The 17,070-nt window shown below is 62.4% G+C and carries 21 protein-coding genes and 1 other RNA gene; 11 read left to right on the forward strand and 11 right to left on the reverse strand.

Annotated features, from left to right (window positions below; translation table 11 throughout):
* The first annotated feature begins 99 nt into the window (after nucleotides 1-99).
* Nucleotides 100-1,140, forward strand: a complete 1,041-nt coding sequence (locus ACN5AZ_RS05420) for an alkane 1-monooxygenase (protein ID WP_419427841.1) — start codon at nucleotides 100-102, stop codon at nucleotides 1,138-1,140.
* Complete coding sequence (locus ACN5AZ_RS05425) at nucleotides 1,137-1,541, forward strand: hypothetical protein (RefSeq protein WP_419427842.1); 405 nt, start codon at nucleotides 1,137-1,139, stop codon at nucleotides 1,539-1,541. The genes ACN5AZ_RS05420 and ACN5AZ_RS05425 overlap by 4 nt, the downstream gene beginning before the upstream one ends.
* On the opposite strand, the gene ACN5AZ_RS05430 is transcribed toward ACN5AZ_RS05425, so the two are convergent.
* Complete coding sequence (locus ACN5AZ_RS05430; protein ID WP_419427843.1) at nucleotides 1,538-2,425, reverse strand: LysR family transcriptional regulator; 888 nt, start codon at nucleotides 2,423-2,425, stop codon at nucleotides 1,538-1,540. The genes ACN5AZ_RS05425 and ACN5AZ_RS05430 overlap by 4 nt on opposite strands.
* 182 nt (nucleotides 2,426-2,607) lie before the next feature.
* Here ACN5AZ_RS05430 and ACN5AZ_RS05435 point away from each other — a divergent pair, with 182 nt between their 5' ends.
* Nucleotides 2,608-2,814, forward strand: coding sequence for a DUF1127 domain-containing protein (locus ACN5AZ_RS05435; protein ID WP_419427844.1), 207 nt, complete (start codon nucleotides 2,608-2,610; stop codon nucleotides 2,812-2,814).
* Nucleotides 2,815-2,945: 131 nt separating this feature from the next.
* Nucleotides 2,946-3,725, forward strand: coding sequence for a Bax inhibitor-1 family protein (locus tag ACN5AZ_RS05440; RefSeq protein ID WP_419427845.1), 780 nt, complete (start codon nucleotides 2,946-2,948; stop codon nucleotides 3,723-3,725).
* A 145-nt stretch (nucleotides 3,726-3,870) separates the two neighbouring features.
* Here the strand turns inward: ACN5AZ_RS05440 and rpmG are convergent, their stop codons facing one another.
* The 8 genes from rpmG to ACN5AZ_RS05480 all read right to left on the reverse strand — a co-directional run bounded on the left by rpmG (nucleotide 3,871) and on the right by ACN5AZ_RS05480 (nucleotide 9,949).
* The gene (gene rpmG / locus ACN5AZ_RS05445; RefSeq protein WP_419427846.1) at nucleotides 3,871-4,038 is read right to left on the reverse strand and encodes a 50S ribosomal protein L33; all 168 of its coding nucleotides are present in this window, start codon (nucleotides 4,036-4,038) and stop codon (nucleotides 3,871-3,873) included.
* A gap of 134 nt (nucleotides 4,039-4,172) precedes the next feature.
* An RNA gene (gene rnpB, locus ACN5AZ_RS05450) (RNase P RNA component class A) lies at nucleotides 4,173-4,582 on the reverse strand.
* A gap of 75 nt (nucleotides 4,583-4,657) precedes the next feature.
* Nucleotides 4,658-5,368 (reverse strand): alpha/beta fold hydrolase, encoded by a 711-nt coding sequence (locus ACN5AZ_RS05455; protein ID WP_419427847.1) that lies wholly within the window; start codon nucleotides 5,366-5,368, stop codon nucleotides 4,658-4,660.
* Between the two features lie 180 nt (nucleotides 5,369-5,548).
* Nucleotides 5,549-6,511, reverse strand: a complete 963-nt coding sequence (locus ACN5AZ_RS05460; RefSeq protein WP_419427848.1) for an ester cyclase — start codon at nucleotides 6,509-6,511, stop codon at nucleotides 5,549-5,551.
* Between the two features lie 74 nt (nucleotides 6,512-6,585).
* On the reverse strand, nucleotides 6,586-7,011 hold the full coding sequence (locus ACN5AZ_RS05465; RefSeq protein WP_419427849.1) for a VOC family protein: 426 nt from the start codon (nucleotides 7,009-7,011) through the stop codon (nucleotides 6,586-6,588).
* Nucleotides 7,012-7,022: 11 nt separating this feature from the next.
* Entirely contained in the window at nucleotides 7,023-7,901 is an 879-nt protein-coding gene (locus tag ACN5AZ_RS05470; protein ID WP_419427850.1) for an alpha/beta hydrolase, read from the reverse strand.
* The gene (locus tag ACN5AZ_RS05475) at nucleotides 7,898-8,638 is read right to left on the reverse strand and encodes an alpha/beta hydrolase (protein ID WP_419427851.1); all 741 of its coding nucleotides are present in this window, start codon (nucleotides 8,636-8,638) and stop codon (nucleotides 7,898-7,900) included. The genes ACN5AZ_RS05470 and ACN5AZ_RS05475 overlap by 4 nt, the downstream gene beginning before the upstream one ends.
* A 63-nt stretch (nucleotides 8,639-8,701) precedes the next feature.
* A complete protein-coding gene (locus tag ACN5AZ_RS05480; RefSeq protein WP_419427852.1) occupies nucleotides 8,702-9,949 on the reverse strand; it encodes an MFS transporter in 1,248 nt (415 codons plus the stop codon).
* A gap of 128 nt (nucleotides 9,950-10,077) precedes the next feature.
* Between ACN5AZ_RS05480 and thrS the strand changes: the two genes are divergently transcribed.
* The 5 genes from thrS to ACN5AZ_RS05505 all read left to right on the forward strand — a co-directional run bounded on the left by thrS (nucleotide 10,078) and on the right by ACN5AZ_RS05505 (nucleotide 14,894).
* Nucleotides 10,078-12,024 (forward strand): threonine--tRNA ligase, encoded by a 1,947-nt coding sequence (gene thrS, locus ACN5AZ_RS05485; RefSeq protein ID WP_419427853.1) that lies wholly within the window; start codon nucleotides 10,078-10,080, stop codon nucleotides 12,022-12,024.
* A gap of 387 nt (nucleotides 12,025-12,411) precedes the next feature.
* The gene (locus tag ACN5AZ_RS05490) at nucleotides 12,412-12,711 is read left to right on the forward strand and encodes a DUF2282 domain-containing protein (RefSeq protein ID WP_419427854.1); all 300 of its coding nucleotides are present in this window, start codon (nucleotides 12,412-12,414) and stop codon (nucleotides 12,709-12,711) included.
* A 61-nt stretch (nucleotides 12,712-12,772) separates the two neighbouring features.
* The gene (locus ACN5AZ_RS05495) at nucleotides 12,773-13,621 is read left to right on the forward strand and encodes a DUF692 domain-containing protein (protein WP_419427855.1); all 849 of its coding nucleotides are present in this window, start codon (nucleotides 12,773-12,775) and stop codon (nucleotides 13,619-13,621) included.
* Entirely contained in the window at nucleotides 13,618-14,352 is a 735-nt protein-coding gene (locus ACN5AZ_RS05500) for a putative DNA-binding domain-containing protein (RefSeq protein WP_419427856.1), read from the forward strand. Before ACN5AZ_RS05495 ends, ACN5AZ_RS05500 begins: the two co-directional genes overlap by 4 nt.
* Before the next feature lie 8 nt (nucleotides 14,353-14,360).
* Nucleotides 14,361-14,894: a DoxX family membrane protein gene (locus ACN5AZ_RS05505; RefSeq protein WP_419427857.1), complete on the forward strand. Its 534-nt coding sequence runs from the start codon at nucleotides 14,361-14,363 to the stop codon at nucleotides 14,892-14,894.
* On the opposite strand, the gene ACN5AZ_RS05510 is transcribed toward ACN5AZ_RS05505, so the two are convergent.
* Nucleotides 14,888-15,208 (reverse strand): arsenate reductase family protein, encoded by a 321-nt coding sequence (locus ACN5AZ_RS05510; RefSeq protein WP_419427858.1) that lies wholly within the window; start codon nucleotides 15,206-15,208, stop codon nucleotides 14,888-14,890. The genes ACN5AZ_RS05505 and ACN5AZ_RS05510 overlap by 7 nt on opposite strands.
* A gap of 262 nt (nucleotides 15,209-15,470) precedes the next feature.
* On the opposite strand from ACN5AZ_RS05510, the gene ACN5AZ_RS05515 reads away from it, so the two are divergent.
* Together ACN5AZ_RS05515 and ACN5AZ_RS05520 are read left to right on the forward strand one after the other, a co-directional pair.
* The gene (locus ACN5AZ_RS05515; protein ID WP_419427859.1) at nucleotides 15,471-15,677 is read left to right on the forward strand and encodes a cold-shock protein; all 207 of its coding nucleotides are present in this window, start codon (nucleotides 15,471-15,473) and stop codon (nucleotides 15,675-15,677) included.
* Nucleotides 15,678-15,790: 113 nt separating this feature from the next.
* The gene (locus ACN5AZ_RS05520) at nucleotides 15,791-16,159 is read left to right on the forward strand and encodes a hypothetical protein (protein ID WP_419427860.1); all 369 of its coding nucleotides are present in this window, start codon (nucleotides 15,791-15,793) and stop codon (nucleotides 16,157-16,159) included.
* A 3-nt stretch (nucleotides 16,160-16,162) separates the two neighbouring features.
* Here the strand turns inward: ACN5AZ_RS05520 and ACN5AZ_RS05525 are convergent, their stop codons facing one another.
* Complete coding sequence (locus tag ACN5AZ_RS05525) at nucleotides 16,163-17,068, reverse strand: LysR family transcriptional regulator (RefSeq protein ID WP_419427861.1); 906 nt, start codon at nucleotides 17,066-17,068, stop codon at nucleotides 16,163-16,165.
* Nucleotides 17,069-17,070: the final 2 nt, after the last annotated feature.

The following is a 17,070-nucleotide window of genomic DNA, read 5'->3' on the forward strand; positions in this document are numbered from 1 at the left end:
CTATCCGCCGCGTCGAAAACAGCCGATGCGTGACGAAAGGTTCCGATACGCGCTAAACTGTTGTCGCCCGCATCAAGCCCGCATCAAGAAGGTCTCCGCATGGTCCGCTTTACATTGGCAAGCTTTGGCATGGTTGCGCTGCTCGCGTTGGCGATTGCGCTGGGGGGTGGGTTCGCATGGGCTGCGCTGTGCTACATCACCGTGTTCACCTATTTTATGGACAAACTCGGGGCTTTGGTCGCCCCTGACCGGCCCGGGTCGGAATTCCCTGCCGGTGACGGGCTGGCGGTTGCATTGGGGATGGTCCATTTTCCGCTGCTGTTCGGCGGCGTGGCGGCGCTGACGCTTGGCCCTGCGGCATTGCCTGAAAAACTGGCACTGTTTTTCGCGCTGGCGCTGTTTTTGGGACAGGTCAGCAACTCTAACGCTCATGAGCTGATCCATCGCCCCAATCGCTGGATGCGGCGCCTTGGGGTCGCGGTCTACGGATCGGTGCTGTTCGGCTTTCATGCGTCGGCGCATCCGCGCGTGCATCATATCTTTGCCGCCACCCCGCGTGACCCCAATTCAGCCCCCTTGGGACAAGGGTTTTGGCGGTTCGCACAGCGGGCATGGCGTGGCGCGCTGGTCGAGGGCTACCGCGCTGAGCGCAAGCTGCGCCCCACGGGCCCGACGCCCTATTCCGCCTATGCGGCTTTGGCCGCCGCGTCGCTGGCAGGGGCCGCCATGATCGGTGGCCTGCCCGCGGTTGCTGTGTTCTTCGCGCTGGCGGTCTATGCGCAGTTGCAACTGCTGCTGTCGGATTACGTCCAGCACTACGGGCTGCAGCGGCGCGAGATCACGCCGGGGCGCTTTGAACCCTTCGGCCCACAGCACAGCTGGAACGCACCGCATGGGTTTTCCTCGGCGCTGATGCTGAATGCCCCGCGCCATTCCGATCACCACAGCCGCCCCATGCGCCCCTATCCGGCGCTGGAACTGGACTGCGAGACCATGCCGATGTTGCCACATTCCGTGCCGGTTATGGCTGTGGTTGCGCTGATCCCGCCGGTGTGGCGGCGGATCATGGACCACCGCGCCCGCCGTTGGGCCAACGCCCCCCTTGCCGATCCCCGCGAATCTGCCAAGGTTGCGTCATGACCTCACTTCGCGCCCTTTCCGTGTTTGCCTTGCTCGCGCTGCCCGTTCAGGCGGCCGAGCCCATGTCCGCGCAGGAATTCGACGCCTATGTCACGGGCAAAACGCTGCATTACGGGCTGGGGGGCGACGCCTACGGGGTCGAGGAATACCTTTCCAACCGCCGCGTGCGCTGGTCCTTCATGGACGGCGACTGCAAGGATGGCAGCTGGTACGAAGCCGCTGACGGGCAAATCTGCTTTGTCTACGAGGACAGCCCAGAGGCCCCGCAATGCTGGCTGTTCTACCGCGAAGGATCGCGGCTGCGCGCAGTGTTCGAGGGCGACACCAGCGCCACCGTGCTTTACGAGGCTGAACAGAACACAGAGCCGATGCTGTGCTACGGGCCGAAAATCGGCGTCTAGACAGTCTCGCGCAGCCGTTCGCGCGGCGTGTTTTCCGCCCCCGCCTGCATCATCCCCTGCCGGATGTAATCGCACAGGATCTGGGTGATGCCTTTCTTGCCTTTGCCTTCATACAAGTTAATCAGCTGCGCCCCCAGCGGCGGCAGCATGTCGTCCTCGATGTAGTCGACAAAGGCCGGCACATGGCCGTGTAATCGCGCCGACACGGCCAGATCCGCGCTGACGGTGGCATCCACGGTCATATCGCTGTCGGAATCGACCGCCAGCTCCCACGGCAGGTCCGCCCCATCCAGCGCGCCCAGAACATGTTCACGAAACCCGCAGGACCGGCAAAAGGCCACCCGAAGGGGGCGCGCCTTTAACGCCTGCCCGTTCAGCGCGCCAACCCAGCGCAGCGGCACCTCCAGCAGGGTTTCGCCACCCTCCCCCACCTGTGGTTCAGTGGTCAGGATCACATCCACCAGACCACGGGCGAACTGCGCCTTGAGCGATTTGGTAAACGAGCTGATCAGACGCACTTTGACACGGGGATGTGTGCGGCCCATGCGCTGCAACACCTGCGGAATCACCGGGTAGACAATATCGGTCGGCACGCCCAGCACGATCTCCCCCTCCCATTCCTGACAGGTCAGCCGTGTGTAGATCTCATCATTGAGTTCAACCATGCGCTGCGCATACCCCAGCAACTGCGCCCCCGCCGGGGTCAGCGTGACACCGCGCCCCGCACGATCCAGCAACTGCAGCCCCAGCATATCTTCGAGCCGTTTCAACTGCATCGACACCGCAGATTGCGTCAGGTTCAGGAAACCTGCTGCCCGTGTCACACCGCCAGCTTCGGCCACCGCAACAAAGGACCGCAGCACGGTAATATCCAGATTGCGCATTCATCACCTCCTGTGATGCGACCCCTCAAGAACATTCACTTTTAGAATGTCAGCCTAGCGCCTACATATCAACCACGGAAATGATATCCGGCAGGATCGCACAAATTTTGATGATAACGTCGAAAATTTAAGCATTCCCGCCCCACCACGAAACGACCGACCACGAAGAAAGGAAGAGAACGATGCTTTTGTCCGTTTCCCCCGTCATGCACCCCTCGCCCCGCCGTTCGTCCCAACTGTGGACACGGCTGACAACATGGACAGAAACCGCCCACCAGCGCGCGATGCTGCGCAATCTTGATGCGACGGCTCTGCGCGATATGGGGATCGACCCCGAGGCCGCACTGGCCGAGGCACGTCGCCCATTTTGGGATACAGCCGCCCGTTGATGCGACGGAAACGCATCTGTCGCGTTTTCGACACGGGTTAATCTTGAAAAAACCTGCCTCTTTGACAATATCAGAAACAACATCTCTGGGACGCCCTGTCCCGGGGCGGTTGGTTCTAATCGGAGGCTTTAATGGCTGAATTTGACACAATCGGGGTCCGGGGCGTATCCGGCTCCCGCGCGGCCCAGATTGACGAGGGTCTGCGCGCACATATGAATAAGGTCTACGGCACAATGTCCGTAGGCATGCTGATCACTGCGCTGGCGGCATGGGCGATCTCTGGCCTGTCTGTCACCTCGGTGCCAAATGAATATCAGATCGGCGCTGACCGCTATTTGACCGAAATCGGTTACATGCTGTACGTCTCGCCCCTGAAATGGGTGCTGATGTTCTCACCGCTGGCGTTCGTCCTTTTTGGCTGGGGCGCGTTGATGCGTCGCGGCTCCGCTGCTGCGGTGCAACTGGGCTTCTTCGCCTTTGCTGCAGTGATGGGCATCTCCATGGGCACGATCTTTATGATCTACACGCCCTACTCCATCGCGCAGACGTTCCTTGTAACGGCCGCCGCCTTTGCGGGTCTGTCGCTCTATGGCTACACGACAAAGCGTAACCTGTCCGGTCTTGGCACCTTCTTCATGATGGGTGTGATCGGTCTGCTGATCGCGATGGTCGTGAACCTGTTCCTGCAGTCGCCCGTCATGATGATGGCGATCTCCGCGATTGGTGTGGTGTTGTTTGCCGGTCTGACCGCATTCTACACCCAAGACATCAAGAACACCTATGTTGCCCACGCGGCGCATGGCGATCAGGAATGGTTGGACAAGGCGGCCTTTGACGGCGCGCTGAGCCTGTACATCTCCTTCCTGAACATGTTCCAGTTCCTGCTGATGTTCATGGGTCAACAAGAATAAGACTGCCCCGCAGCTTATCCTATCCAAGGGCCGGTCCACGCGACCGGCCCTTTTTCGTTGCCAAGGCACGCACCCGCACCCGGCAAACAAAAACGGGGCCGTGCAGCGCACGACCCCGTTTCACGGTCCAGTCAGGACAGCAAGATTACTTGATCTTGCCTTCCTTGTATTCAACGTGCTTGCGCGCGACCGGGTCGTACTTACGCACAACCATCTTTTCGGTCATCGTCTTGCCGTTCTTTTTGGTCACGTAGAAGTGGCCGGTGCCTGCGGTCGAGTTCAGGCGGATCTTGATCGTGGCTGGTTTTGCCATTGGTAAGTCTCCCGGGGTTGTCCCTAGCAACGCCGGGGGAGCGCCCCGCGCGTGAAATAAGATATGAAGCCTGCCTTTTACTGTCCGCGCCACCAGAGTCAACTGCCCTGACCGCGAATGTGACGCGAAATTAAATGTGCGGAGGACCTATAAGCCGGATTTTGTTCCCCACCGCCCGAAAGCGGCGGTTCGACGACCATTCCTCTGGGCCATATGTTGCCACATGGCTCTAGCTGCCAACCCGGATCTCTCGGGCCAAGACAGCCCTGCCCCGATATCCCCGAAAGGATCAGTCGGGCGCGAGATCCCTACACGGCATTGCTCCCGGTGGGGCTTGCCAAGCGGGCGATGTTGCCATCCCCCCGGTGGGCTCTTACCCCACCGTTTCACCCTTACCCGCTGGCGAACCAACGGGCGGTCTGTTTTCTGTGGCGCTTTCCGTCAGGTTGCCCTGCCCGGGTGTTACCCGGCACCGATGTCCTGGTGAGTCCGGACTTTCCTCTCGGGGTGTGTGACCACCCAAAGCGGCCGTCCAGCCCTCCGCGCGCCTGACATAGAAAGCCCGCCGCACAAGGGCAATCCCCAAAGCAGCCCGTGTCGGTGAAATTCCCGCAGGCGGTCAGCGCAGCATCAGCGGCATAGCCAGCCAGTCGCGCAGGGCCTGCGCCGTGTCTTCGGGCTGTTCCAGCAGTGCGAAATGCGCCGCGTTCTCGATCACCCGAAGGGCGGCATTGGGAATAAGTTCTGCCATGAACTGATGGCGCTTGACCGGCAGTTGACGGTTCTCGGCACCGCAGATCACCATGGTGGGCACAGTAATGCGCCGCAAAGTGCCCTGCTGGTCGCGCCTGCGTTGCAGCGCGCGCGTCTGGCGGATCAGCACCTCGATGCCCATGCCCTGTGCCATGTCGCGGATCAGCCCCGCGACCTCGCCACGCCAAGGGCCCGACACCAGATCATCCAGATGCAGCGCCTCGGTGATGGCGCTGTCGAACTTGCCCGCTTTGGCGCGGATCAGCAGGGGGTCGCGCTCCGCCGCCTGCTGCGGCGTGTCCGGCAGCGGAGAGCTGTCGAGCAGACATAGGCGCGTCAGCCTGTCGGGCGCACGGCGCAGGATTTCCAACGCAACGACGCCGCCCAGACCGCAGCCCGCCAAGGCAAAGCGTTTCGGCAGCTGGTCCAGCAGGTTAGAGGCGATTTCCTCGACCCGTTCGCCGCCTGTGATCGGGGCCACGGTCACCGCATACTTGCGAGAAAGATCGGACAATTGCGGCCCGAACAGGCGCGCGTCACACAACATTTCGGGCAAAAATACGATCGGTTCAGGCATGCGTGATGCTCTCGATCATGGCTGCTTGACCCGTCACTGCTTTCCCCACTTCGGCACCCTGAATGGCGCGTCTTTGGCGGGCAAACTATCATATGCCGCAGCGGGCGAAAGGGGGAAGCCCCGCGGCACCTGCAGCTTTTTGCGCTTTGCGCCTTTGCTGGCGGGGCGTTGTCCAGATTTTCAGCCGGTCTCGGCAAGGATTTGCATCCAGACGGCGACGGCATCGAACAGCACCCATTCACGGCGCAACCCGTCAGGGCCGAATTCGGCCTGAGCGATCCCCGCAACATGGACCCGCGCCTGTGTCGGCGCCCCGAACCAGCCCCAGCCCGCGTGCTGTCCGGTCAGGGACCAGCGCAGGGCGGCGCGCGGCGGCATGGCGGGCGTCTCCTGCCCCATCTGATGGTGAATCCTGAAGTCCGCGTCCGGAAAAGCCTGTCGCACGGACTGCCAGAACCCTATCGCGGCGCGCACCCCATGCGCCTCGGCCCCGCCGGGGCTGACCTGCAGAACACCGGCGGCATAGTGTTGCTCGGCCCTTGAGTTGTCGCCGGACATGACGCGCCCGAGCAAGTCGCCATAGGCCCCGCCCCAGCTGATATCGTTGCCGCGTCCGGTGTAGGGGCCGGGCACATCCGTTTCAGGACAATAGGCGGGATCATCCTGCGCCGCATCCTCCAGCCGTGCCTGTGCCAGCCGTTGGACATCCAGCCCCGCCTGTCGCGCGATATCTGCGGTATCGACCACCTGCCACGCATCGCTGACCCGCTGGGCCTTGGCGAACTGGTCGACCATGCTCCGGTAGCGCAACATCCGCCCCGTGGCTGGCCCCAAAGGCCCGTCCCGCAGGTGCCGCCCTGCCACCACGACCCGACAGGATGCGGCAAAGCCGCGCCGCTCTGACCCGGTGGCGATGACATCCTCGACCATGACCCGGCGATCCGGCAGGGCAGACAGATCCCCTTGCCCCATCTGCCACACGTCCTGCGGCCCTTGGGCGATGCCGCGCGCGTCGCGGTAAATCACCGCCGGATGGAAAAACCTGTCACGGACAGCAGGTGGCGCATGCAGCGCCCAGACGGACGCCACCCCCTTGCGCATATAGTCGGGAAAATCTTTGTAACCTGCGTCTTCGGCCTGCATGGCTGCTCCACCACATTCGGATCGTGGTAAAGGCATCGGTCAAAATGGTGGACAAAGCGTAACCAGCGCTTTGGTTAATACCCCGCCCAGCGAAAATGCCCCTCGGGCGAAAGCGCTGAAAACGGGTTATGAGCCACCTCCCAGATATGCCCCTCCGGGTCTTCGAAGTAGCCGATATGGCCACCCCAGAACACATCATGCGCCTCCCTCAGGATCGTGGCCCCCGCAGCCTTGGCAGTGTCGAGGGTCTGGGCCACCTCGCCCCGCTGACGCACGTTATAGGCGTAGGTGGCAGAGCCTGTGCCCAGCCGGTCCACAGGCACCCCCATATCGCGGGCCAGATCGGCAATCGGATACAGGCCCAGCGCCTGTCCGATCAGATCAAAGACGACAATCCCCTCCTCTGACGGAACACGCTGCCAGCCCAGCGCCTCGTAGAAAGCGGCCGCTGCCGCGACATCATGGCATCCCAAGGTGATCAGGCTGATGCGCTGTTCCATGGCAGATCCTTTCAGTGCGGCAAACCCGCGACCCATTGCAGTATCTCGCGCGCGAGCCCGTGAGTGCGCGAGGGCGACATGGCATCCCCCGCAATAACGTGATGGTCGGGGTCATCGCCTTGCTGGGTCACCACCGGCAAAACGCGGGCCGCAGCGCCCCATTTCTGTGCCACGATGCGCGTTTCCACGTGATCGATCAACCTGTCGCGATCATCAAAGGCAAACAGAACCGGCGTTTTGATACGACTATGGTCGATGCGGCGCGACGCCTGTACCGCTTGCGCCATGGGCAGCACCGCTTGCGTCGGGTAACGCGTCGTCCAGTAGCGCGCATGCGCGTCGTTGCGCGGCGTGAACCCTCGCGTGCGCCCTGCCGCCAGCGGCAGCCAGTAGCGCGCCAAAGGCCAGTTCAGCAGCCGCGCCTTGCGGTCACGCAAGCCATAGTTCGGAGAGATCATGACCGCGCCAGCCACCTGCTGTTCCGCCAATGCCAGCGTCAGCAAGGGGCAGCCGGTCGAGCATCCCATGACCAAAACCTGCTCGCCCACGCGTTGGCCGATGGCCAGCGCCTCGGCCACATCATCGCGCCAGCCGCTCAGCGTGGCCTCTGCCATGGCCGGACCGGTGCGCCCGTGGCCTTGCAGACGGGTGAACACCAGATTGGCCCCCAGCCCGCCCGCTACCAGATCGGGCAGCGGGCGCAGCTCTTCGGAGCTGGCGGAAAACCCGTGGACGTAGACCACTGCCCACGGCGCGCGCGTCTCTGGCGCGTCGTGCCAGATCACACGTTTGGCCACGCCGGGGCGTATGTCGGGCACGGCGGCCTCCACCCCGGCCAGATAGGAGTCAATCCCACCCGACAGGCGCGCGGGATCAAACCGCCGCGTCATTTGGCGACAGCCGTGATCGCGTCTTCGATCATGGTCAGGCAGGCGGGCGTGGAAAAGCGGTGATCCGCACCTTTGACCAGCGTCAGCGTAACATCCGGCCCCTCGATATGGTCGAGCAGCGCCAGCGCGGTCTCGCGCGAGACGGCCTCGTCCTCGGTGCCCTGCAGCAGCCGCACCGGACCACGGACGCGCAGGGCCGACCGCAGCACAAGATGCTTGCGCCCGTCCTCGATCAGCTTGCGGGTGACCACATAAGGGTCTTCATACGCCGACGGCATCAGCAGCTTGCCCTTTTCCATGACGGTGCGGCGCTCGTCTTCGGAGAAGCCGGCCCAAAACCCGTCCTCGGTAAAATCGGGGGCCGCGGCGATGCCAACAAATCCCACGACTTGGGTCAGACGGCGCAACAGGATGCTGCCGATCCAGCCCCCCATGGAAGATCCGACCAGAACCACGGGCCCCTCTGTCACATGGCGAATGACAGCCTCTGCATCGGCGGCCCAATCCCCGATGCAGCCGTCCTCGAACACGCCGCCGGATTGGCCGTGGCCGGCATAGTCGAGCCGCAGGAAGGCGCGACCCTGCGCCTCGGCCCATGCCTCAAGATGCACGGCCTTTGTGCCTTCCATGTCGGATCGGTAGCCGGACAGGAACACCACACAAGGCCCTGCCCCTTTGGTGAAGGCATAGGCAATCGAATCGCCACGCGGGCCGGTGATAAATTCAGTCTGGGCCATGGGTCCTCTCCGTTCGTCGCGGCCACCATAGCCGCGTGATCGGCGGTTCCAAGCCCCCTTTGGTCAGCCGCCTTCGACCTCGTCCAGCCCCAGCGCCAGCATCCCGCCGAGAACCGACAGCACCGCAAATCCCGCCAAGGCTGCCTGCGGCCCGATAAAGGCCAGCGCCCCACCAAGCGCACCCACCACCAAAAGCAGCGTGCCGATCAGGGTGTTGGCCAGCGCGGCATAAGACGAACGGTGATCTTCCGGCGCCATGTCCACCAGATAGGTGGACCGCCCCTGCCGCACGCCCTTGTAGGCAATCATCAGGCCAAACAGGGTCAGCGGTATCACCCAGATCGGCTCTGCCAGTCCGGCCAGATCCAGCGCCACCGCCAGCGCCATAAAGGCCGCCGCGATAAAGCCAGAGAGCGCCAGCACCCAACGCGACGACCGGTCCGCCAGCCGCCCCCAAATATAGGAGGACACAAAGGAGGCCGAGGCAGAGGCCACCAGCATCGCCCCCAGACCGCTCAGCGCTGCATCCCCACCGCCAAGCAGCACAAAATACGGCGGCGCAAGCGCCGTCACCGTCAATGCGCCCCGCGTATATATGAAGCGGCGGAATTGCTTATCCTCGCGCAGCGGGGTCAGATTGATGCCGCCCTGATCGCCGTCCACAGCTGATGGTTTTTCCTCGAGACGGGAAAAGAGCAGCGCTGCAACGCCCCAAAGCGCCGCTGCCAGCGCGATGGCCGCAATAACGGGCCCTTGCTCTTGGCCGGGGCCAAAGATCAGGAAGGCGGCAAAGGCCAGAACCGCCAGCGATGCCGCCGTGGCAGCGGTGCCTGTCACCGCGCCGCGCCGCTGGTTCGGGACTGTCTTGCCCAGAATATCCTTGTAGCTGACCGAACACAGCGCCCGGCTGACCGCCAGAACCGCCAAGGCTGCGGCAATGACCACACCGGCCAGCCACCCCTCCAACAGCAAAGCCGCGATTGCAATGACCGCCGCCATCAGCCCCTGCCCCGCCGACCCAGTGACCCAGGCCCATTTGCGATGCGTCATTGATTCGACACGGCCCGCCAGAATGATCTGTGGCAACAGCGCCCCCGCCTCGCGGATGGGGACGAACAATCCGGTGATGGCTGTCGGCACGCCGATGGCCCCGCCCAACCAGCTCAGCACCAGTTTGGGATCAATCAGACCGTCCGCGACCTTTGTCATACTCAGGCTGATCATATGGCGCAGGCCGTTGCGGGCCTCGGTTTCGGGGGCGTCCTCTGCCCCTGTCAATTCGTCGTAAACCTCGGTCACGGTATTGGTCATATGCGTCTTGCCCCTTGCGCATGCGTCTGCGGTTGACAGCCTCCATTCGCGGCGGCATTCAGGCGCAACACACCATAACCCGCAACCGGGCGTTCCGTGGGCGCCAAACCGACGAGGAGACGAGGCCGATGGCCCAGATTTCCCTGACTTTCCCAGATGGCTCGAAACGCGACTATGACAAGGGCATCACCCCTGCAGAGGTCGCCGCGAGCATTTCCAAATCGCTTGGCAAAAAGGCCATTTCCGCACAGGTGGACGGCCAGCATTTCGATCTGCAATGGCCGATCGAGACCGATGCGTCTATTGCGATCAATACCTTGGCCGATGACGCGCCCGCGCTGGAACTGATCCGGCACGACCTTGCCCATATCATGGCGCGCGCGGTTCAGGAGATCTGGCCGGACGTCAAAGTCACCATTGGTCCCGTCATCAAAGACGGCTGGTATTACGATTTCGACCGCGCAGAGCCCTTCACCCCCGAAGATCTGGGCGCGATCGAAAAGAAGATGAAAGAGATCATGAACAAACGCGATCCTGTCCGCACCGAGGTCTGGGAGCGTGATGTTGCGATCAAATACTACGAAGACCGGGGCGAGCCCTATAAGGTCGAGCTGATCGAAAGCATCCCCGGCAATGAGCCGCTGCGCATGTACTGGCATGGCGACTGGCAGGATCTGTGCCGCGGTCCGCACCTGCAGCACACGGGCCAGGTGCCGGGAGACGCGTTCAAACTGATGTCGGTGGCGGGTGCCTATTGGCGCGGCGACAGCGACCGTGCCATGCTGCAACGCATCTACGGCGTGGCCTTCAAGAACAAGGAAGACCTGCGCAAGCACCTCAACATGCTGGAAGAGGCCGCCAAACGCGACCACCGCAAGCTGGGCCGTGAGATGGACCTGTTCCACATGCAGGAGGAAGCACCGGGCCAGATCTTCTGGCACCCCAATGGCTGGACCATCTACACCGAGCTGCAGGACTACATGCGGCGCGCCCAGCGCCGTGGCGGCTATGTCGAGGTCAACACCCCGCAGGTCGTCGACCGCAAGCTGTGGGAAAAATCCGGCCACTGGGACAAGTATCAGGAAAACATGTTCATCGTCGAAGTTGACGAGGAACATGCCCGCGAAAAGGCGGTGAACGCGCTCAAGCCGATGAACTGCCCCTGCCATGTGGAGATCTTCAAGGTCGGGCTGAAATCCTACCGCGATCTGCCGCTGCGCATGGCGGAATTCGGCTCTTGCGCGCGGTACGAGCCTTCGGGCGCGTTGCACGGCATCATGCGGGTGCGCGGCTTTACGCAGGATGACGCGCATATCTTTGCGACCGAGGATCAGATCGCCTCGGAATGTCAGAAGTTCATCGACTTTTTGTCCAGCGTCTATCGTGACCTTGGCTTTGAAAAATTCGATATCCTGTTCTCGGACCGCCCCGAGACCCGCGCCGGTTCGGACGAGGTCTGGGACAAGGCCGAAGGCGCGCTGCTGGATGCGACCCGCGCCGCCGGGATCGAGCCGATCATGAACCCCGGCGAAGGGGCGTTCTACGGACCCAAGCTGGAATTCTCGCTGACCGACGCCATTGGCCGTGTCTGGCAGTGTGGCACCTTCCAAGTCGATTTCGTGCTGCCCGAACGGCTGGACGCAACCTACATCGGGCAGGATGGTGCAAAGCACCGCCCTGTGATGCTGCACCGTGCCTGCCTTGGATCGTTCGAACGCTTCATCGGCATCCTGATCGAGGAACACGCGGGCAAACTGCCCTTCTGGCTGGCACCGCGTCAGGTCGTGGTGGCGTCGATCACCTCCGAGGCGGATGATTACGTCCACGAGGTCGTGGCGCAATTGCAGGCCGCCGGTGTCCGCGCCGAGGCCGACATTCGCAACGAAAAGATCAACTACAAGGTCCGTGAGCACAGCCTTGGCAAGGTGCCGGTGATCTTGGCCGTGGGTCATCGAGAGGTCGAGGAACGCACCGTCTCGGTCCGGCGTCTGGGCGAAAAACAGACATCGGTTCAACCGCTGGCCGAACTTGTGCCTCAACTGGCCCATGATGCCACAGCGCCTGACCTGCGCTGAAACTTTCGTTAAAATGACATGTAAGGGCGTCCTGATCGGGGCGCCCTTCGTCGTTTCTGCCTGCCGAAGAACAGCCATGCATCTGTAACAATGCTGACGTTCCGCGTGAACATAGCGCGTGTTACTATCGTCGTCCGGTCAACCTTGTAACAAATGAGCGATTCTAGCGGCCTCTTTTGAACGTGTTTTTAACGTCTACTAGCGATTAACCCTCTGTATCCTAAAGGGGTTCAAAGGATTTCCTTGTTTCAGCCCCGGATCGGATTCTGACAGAGCTGTGACCCACGGCTCCGTGACTGGAACCCGCGCCGCCCGCGGGGCAACTTTGGTTCACCACCAGCAGGGGACGCTGGCGGCATCGCCAATACGTCTGAGGAGACACTTAAAATGACCGCACGCATCAAAACCGCTGCCCTGATGGGCGCATTCGCAGCACTGACCACCGCTTCCGGCGCACACGCCGCAGGTCAGGAAAAGTGCTTTGGCATCTCTTTGGCCGGTGAGAACGGCTGCGCCGCAGGCCCCGGCACCACCTGCGCCGGCACCTCGACCGTGGATTATCAGGGCAACGCCTGGACGCTGGTCGACGCGGGCACCTGTGCCGACATCGAACTGCCCGCGATGGCAGACGGCACACCGCGCATGGGCTCGCTCGAAGAGCTGGACCGCGACCTCCCCGAGGCGTGATCGACATTCGGATCGGGGGTGATCACGCCCCCGACCCACCAGACCCGACCGGAGGGGCACCATGTTTGACCAGACCAATCACCTGCCCGCAGCACCCGGCATCGGCTACAAGCCGCAGCATTACAGCGATCTGGTGACCGATCCCGGCCCGGTCCGCTGGCTGGAAATCCATGCGGAAAACTACATGGGGGCCGGTGGCCGCCCCTTGGCGCAACTGCGCGCGCTGGCAGAGCGGTTTCCAATGTCCGTTCATGGCGTCGGCCTGTCCATCGGGGGCGAGGCGCCGCTGGACCGCGAGCATCTCGCCCGCCTGAAACACCTGCTTGGCTGGCTGCAACCGGCAAGCTTTTCGGAACATCTTGCATGGTCGACCCATGACGGGGCCTTTCTGAACGATCTGCTGCCCCTGCCCTACACGGCACAAACGCTTGGGCAGGTCTGTGACCACATCGATCAGGTGCAATCCACACTCGGCTGCCAGATGTTGCTGGAAAACCCGTCTTCTTATCTGGCCTTCACGCAAAGCACGTGGGAGGAGCCGGAGTTTCTACGCGAAATCGCCCGCCGCACCGGCTGTGGCCTGCTGCTCGATGTAAACAATGTGTTTGTGTCGGCCACAAATCTGGGCTTCTCGCCGCAGGGCTACATTGATGCCTTTGCACTGGAAAAGGTGGGCGAGGTCCACCTTGCCGGGCATGAGGCCGATACCGACGACCATGGCGCACCTTTGTTGATCGACAGCCATGGTAAACCCGTTGCCGATCCGGTTTGGGCGCTGTTCGACTACACCCTGGCCCGCTCCGGCCCGCGCCCTGCCTTGATCGAATGGGACAATGACGTACCGGACTGGCCCGTCCTCGCGGCAGAGGCACAGCGCGCCGCAACCGCGCTTAGCACGGTGCAGCCATGAACGCGCAATTCACAAAAGCGGTTCTTACGCCAGACGCCAATCTGCCGGATGGCTTGACCGATGGCGCAGGCCGTCCCGCCGGACGCCGTTTTGCCGTCTACCGCAACAATGTCGCGGTCTCGCTGCGCGAGGCGCTGGAAACCGGCTTTCCCGCTGTGTGCAGCCTGCTCGGGGCGGAAAACTTTGCCAATGTCGCGCGCATGTTCCTGCATGATAATCCGCCGGATGATCCGCGTATGATGTTCTACGGCAAGGGGTTTCCGGATTTCCTCGGCGCGCTGCCGGCCCTGTCGCACTTGGGCTATCTGGGGGACGTCGCCCGGCTGGAACTGGCGTTGCGCGACAGCTATCACGCCGCCGACGCCGACCCGATCCCGGACCACGCGCTGCAGGCTTTGACGCCCGAGGACATGCCCCGCATTCAACTGCGCCTTGCCCCGTCTTTGCGGCTTCTGTCCTCACCTTGGCCCGTGGTGCAAATCTGGCAACGCGCGTTGAACCCACAGGCACCAAAGCCCGCGCCCGTGGCAGAGGATGTGTTGATAACGCGCCCTGCCTACGACCCGCAACCGCATGCGCTGCCCTCGGGCGCTGCACATTTCATCCACAGCCTCGCCCAAGCTGCGACGCTAGAAGACGCGCTGGACCCAATGGCAGAGGATTTCGACCCCTCACCGATCCTTGCGCTGTTGCACCGCGACGCCGCCATCACCCAACTGACCCTGAAATGAGCCCTGCCATGATCGCACTCTATACCTCTGTCACCCGCCAACTGGACCGCATCGACCTGTCCTTGATGGCCCGCATTGTTTTTGCCGCGACGTTGGCGGGATATTTCTGGAAAAGCGCGGCGACCAAACTGTTTGACCGCAATGAGACAGGCCTTGCGGACCTGCTGTCGCTGAACCCCAATGTCTATGCGCAGATCTTTCCCAAGGCGTTCGAGGCCGCTGGTTACGATCCCTCTGCCCTGTCCGGTTTTCACGCGCTGATCGCATGGGCCGGTACGCTCGCAGAATATGTTCTGCCTCTGCTGATCATCATCGGATTGCTGACGCGTTTGGCCGCTTTGGGCATGATCGGCTTCGTGATCGTGCAGACCGCCACCGACATCTGGGGACATGGCGCGACCGCCGGTGCCTTGTTCGATGGCCGCTACCAGTTGCTGGACGAACGTAGCCTGTGGATTGCGCTGTTCCTTGTTCTGGTCTTCAAGGGCGGCGGGCTTTTGTCCATTGACCGCGCCGCCGCCAAACGGTTGTCCGCTTACTGAGCCGTCAGGGCCGCTTGCGTGGCCTTGTCCCAGCCCAGATACAGGCTGTCGCCGTCGGCAATGAGCGGCCGTTTCATCAAGGTCGGATGCGCTGCGATCAAATCCAGCGGCGCACCGGCCCTCGCGGCCTCGTCCAGAGCGCGCCATGTGGTGGACCGAGTGTTCAGCAGCTTGTCGCCAAATTGGTCGTATGCCGCCTGCAACAGAGCTGTCGGGACGCCATCCGTGCGGACATCGACAAACTCTGCACGCCCGTCCAACGCCTTTAACGCTTTGCGGCAAGTATCGCAGGTCTTCAGCCCATACAGTTTCATTCCAGTCTCCTTGGTGGTCTGCCGCGCATGTCTGCCCCGCTATCCGGCAAACCGCGTAAAAATTCACGGACAGCTTGAACCACGCGGCAGTTTTTCTTGCAAATGTTACATAAGGTCGCTCCAATTTAGGGGTGGTATTTGAGGAACCGCGCATCCGGCCCGATTATTTCCGGGCACTCCGGCGCCAGAGGCGAATATCGCGGGGATGCCTCCCCCTATTGGTTCGAGGCGGCAGATAGACTTGGAAAGGAGCACGGGAATTATGCCCAGCGGCACCGTGAAATGGTTCAACACCACCAAAGGCTACGGCTTTATCGCCCCCGAGGAAGGCGGCAAGGACGTTTTTGTTCACATCTCGGCGGTCGAACGGTCGGGATTGACGGGCTTGGCCGATAATCAAAAGGTCGCCTATGAGTTGCGCGAAGGGCGCGATGGCCGCACCATGGCATCGGACCTGCAGCTTTTGTAACGGCCCTTGCGCACCGGGCTGCTGCCGGGGCGCGGTGACACAAAATTAAAGCTTCTCCCTGATCGTGCTGTCGAACGGGGCGCCGCCTTGCACCCCGGTGTGGGAGCGTCGACATGCCGGTTCTGGGATCAAACGTTATTGCGGGCACGGTGGGCCTGTCTTTCATGGGCGCGCTGGTGGTCGGCGCACAGTTTCTACCGCCGCTGACACAGCCGGACCCTGTGGCCTTCCCCGAGTTCAGCCAGTTTCGCGCCTTGACCGGCGACAACGCCGGCCTGGTCGAGGCGCGCAGCGGTTCTGGGCGCGGCGCGATCATCGACCCCGGCAGATTTTGTCGCGACACCATGCGCGGCGTGGATTGCGGCTGTTTCCGTGATGCCGCGATCGAGGTTCTGTCCGGCGGTCAACGACGCGCCGCCGGATGGCAATACGCCAACGACTGGCAGCTTGCGCAGGTCCAAGCAGAGCAAAGCTGCCGCTAGGGATCAGGCCGATTGCAGGCGCCGTGCCTCTTGCCCCGCCAGCGCGATCAGCTTTTGCATATAGGGCTTGTCCAGATCCTCGCGGCGCACAGCGGCATAGAGACGACGGGTCAGCCCCTCCTCAGTGATCTGGCGCGTCACATAATCAGAGGAATATTTGACCTCGCGCACCACCCAATCGGGCAGCACCGATACACCGCGATTGGACGCAACCAGCAACAAAATCACCGCCGTCAGTTCGACCTGCCGGATGGAGGCAGGTTCAACCTTGGCGGGGGTCAACAACTGGCTGAAAATATCCAGCCGTGCGCGGTCAACCGGATAGGTGATCAAGGTCTGCCCGCGAAAATCGGCGGCCTCGATATACTCTTTTGCCGCCAATGGATGCTGGCTGGAGGCGACAAACACCGGAGCGTAATCAAACAGCGGCACGAACTCGACGCCCGGCAGATCCTCCGGATCCGAGGAGATCACCACATCAACCTCTTCTTTCATCAAGGCTGGCAAGGCGTCGAAGGCCAGACCGGGCCGAATATCGACGTCCACGTCGTTGAATTCGCGACGGAACCCCTCGAGCACCGGAAACAGCCATTCAAAACAGGCGTGACATTCGATCGCGATATGCAGCCGCCCCGCATGACCTGCGCGCAGCCCCATGAATTCGTCCTGCAGCGCTTCGACCTGCGGCAAAACCTGTTCAGCCAGCCGCAGCAGACGCAGCCCCGCCGCCGACAAGGTCATCGGTTTCGACCGGCGCACAAACAATTCCACACCGGCCTGATCCTCCAGCCCCTTGATTTGGTGGCTCAGCGCGCTCTGTGTGATGTTCAGGACATCCGCCGCCTTGGCCACACCGCCATAATCGTGGATCGCCTTGATGGTGCGCAGGTGGCGGAATTCGATATGCATGT

The sequence above is a fragment of the Sagittula sp. SSi028 genome, assembly GCF_048553715.1.
GTDB lineage: Bacteria > Pseudomonadota > Alphaproteobacteria > Rhodobacterales > Rhodobacteraceae > Sagittula.

What these genes read in the sequence shown, in the direction of transcription:
- ACN5AZ_RS05455 (WP_419427847.1), bottom strand. Translation starts at nt 5,368, where the DNA reads ATGCCTGAACCGATCGTATTTTTGCCCGAAATGTTGTGTGACGCGCGC.
- ACN5AZ_RS05520 (WP_419427860.1), top strand. Translation starts at nt 15,791, where the DNA reads ATGCCGGTTCTGGGATCAAACGTTATTGCGGGCACGGTGGGCCTGTCT.
- ACN5AZ_RS05490 (WP_419427854.1), top strand. Translation starts at nt 12,412, where the DNA reads ATGACCGCACGCATCAAAACCGCTGCCCTGATGGGCGCATTCGCAGCA.
- ACN5AZ_RS05515 (WP_419427859.1), top strand. Translation starts at nt 15,471, where the DNA reads ATGCCCAGCGGCACCGTGAAATGGTTCAACACCACCAAAGGCTACGGC.
- ACN5AZ_RS05495 (WP_419427855.1), top strand. Translation starts at nt 12,773, where the DNA reads ATGTTTGACCAGACCAATCACCTGCCCGCAGCACCCGGCATCGGCTAC.
- ACN5AZ_RS05470 (WP_419427850.1), bottom strand. Translation starts at nt 7,901, where the DNA reads ATGACGCGGCGGTTTGATCCCGCGCGCCTGTCGGGTGGGATTGACTCC.
- ACN5AZ_RS05430 (WP_419427843.1), bottom strand. Translation starts at nt 2,425, where the DNA reads ATGCGCAATCTGGATATTACCGTGCTGCGGTCCTTTGTTGCGGTGGCC.
- ACN5AZ_RS05425 (WP_419427842.1), top strand. Translation starts at nt 1,137, where the DNA reads ATGACCTCACTTCGCGCCCTTTCCGTGTTTGCCTTGCTCGCGCTGCCC.
- ACN5AZ_RS05435 (WP_419427844.1), top strand. Translation starts at nt 2,608, where the DNA reads ATGCTTTTGTCCGTTTCCCCCGTCATGCACCCCTCGCCCCGCCGTTCG.
- ACN5AZ_RS05505 (WP_419427857.1), top strand. Translation starts at nt 14,361, where the DNA reads ATGATCGCACTCTATACCTCTGTCACCCGCCAACTGGACCGCATCGAC.
- rpmG (WP_419427846.1), bottom strand. Translation starts at nt 4,038, where the DNA reads ATGGCAAAACCAGCCACGATCAAGATCCGCCTGAACTCGACCGCAGGC.
- ACN5AZ_RS05420 (WP_419427841.1), top strand. Translation starts at nt 100, where the DNA reads ATGGTCCGCTTTACATTGGCAAGCTTTGGCATGGTTGCGCTGCTCGCG.
- ACN5AZ_RS05460 (WP_419427848.1), bottom strand. Translation starts at nt 6,511, where the DNA reads ATGCAGGCCGAAGACGCAGGTTACAAAGATTTTCCCGACTATATGCGC.
- ACN5AZ_RS05475 (WP_419427851.1), bottom strand. Translation starts at nt 8,638, where the DNA reads ATGGCCCAGACTGAATTTATCACCGGCCCGCGTGGCGATTCGATTGCC.
- ACN5AZ_RS05465 (WP_419427849.1), bottom strand. Translation starts at nt 7,011, where the DNA reads ATGGAACAGCGCATCAGCCTGATCACCTTGGGATGCCATGATGTCGCG.
- ACN5AZ_RS05525 (WP_419427861.1), bottom strand. Translation starts at nt 17,068, where the DNA reads ATGCATATCGAATTCCGCCACCTGCGCACCATCAAGGCGATCCACGAT.
- ACN5AZ_RS05440 (WP_419427845.1), top strand. Translation starts at nt 2,946, where the DNA reads ATGGCTGAATTTGACACAATCGGGGTCCGGGGCGTATCCGGCTCCCGC.
- ACN5AZ_RS05480 (WP_419427852.1), bottom strand. Translation starts at nt 9,949, where the DNA reads ATGACCAATACCGTGACCGAGGTTTACGACGAATTGACAGGGGCAGAG.
- ACN5AZ_RS05500 (WP_419427856.1), top strand. Translation starts at nt 13,618, where the DNA reads ATGAACGCGCAATTCACAAAAGCGGTTCTTACGCCAGACGCCAATCTG.
- thrS (WP_419427853.1), top strand. Translation starts at nt 10,078, where the DNA reads ATGGCCCAGATTTCCCTGACTTTCCCAGATGGCTCGAAACGCGACTAT.
- ACN5AZ_RS05510 (WP_419427858.1), bottom strand. Translation starts at nt 15,208, where the DNA reads ATGAAACTGTATGGGCTGAAGACCTGCGATACTTGCCGCAAAGCGTTA.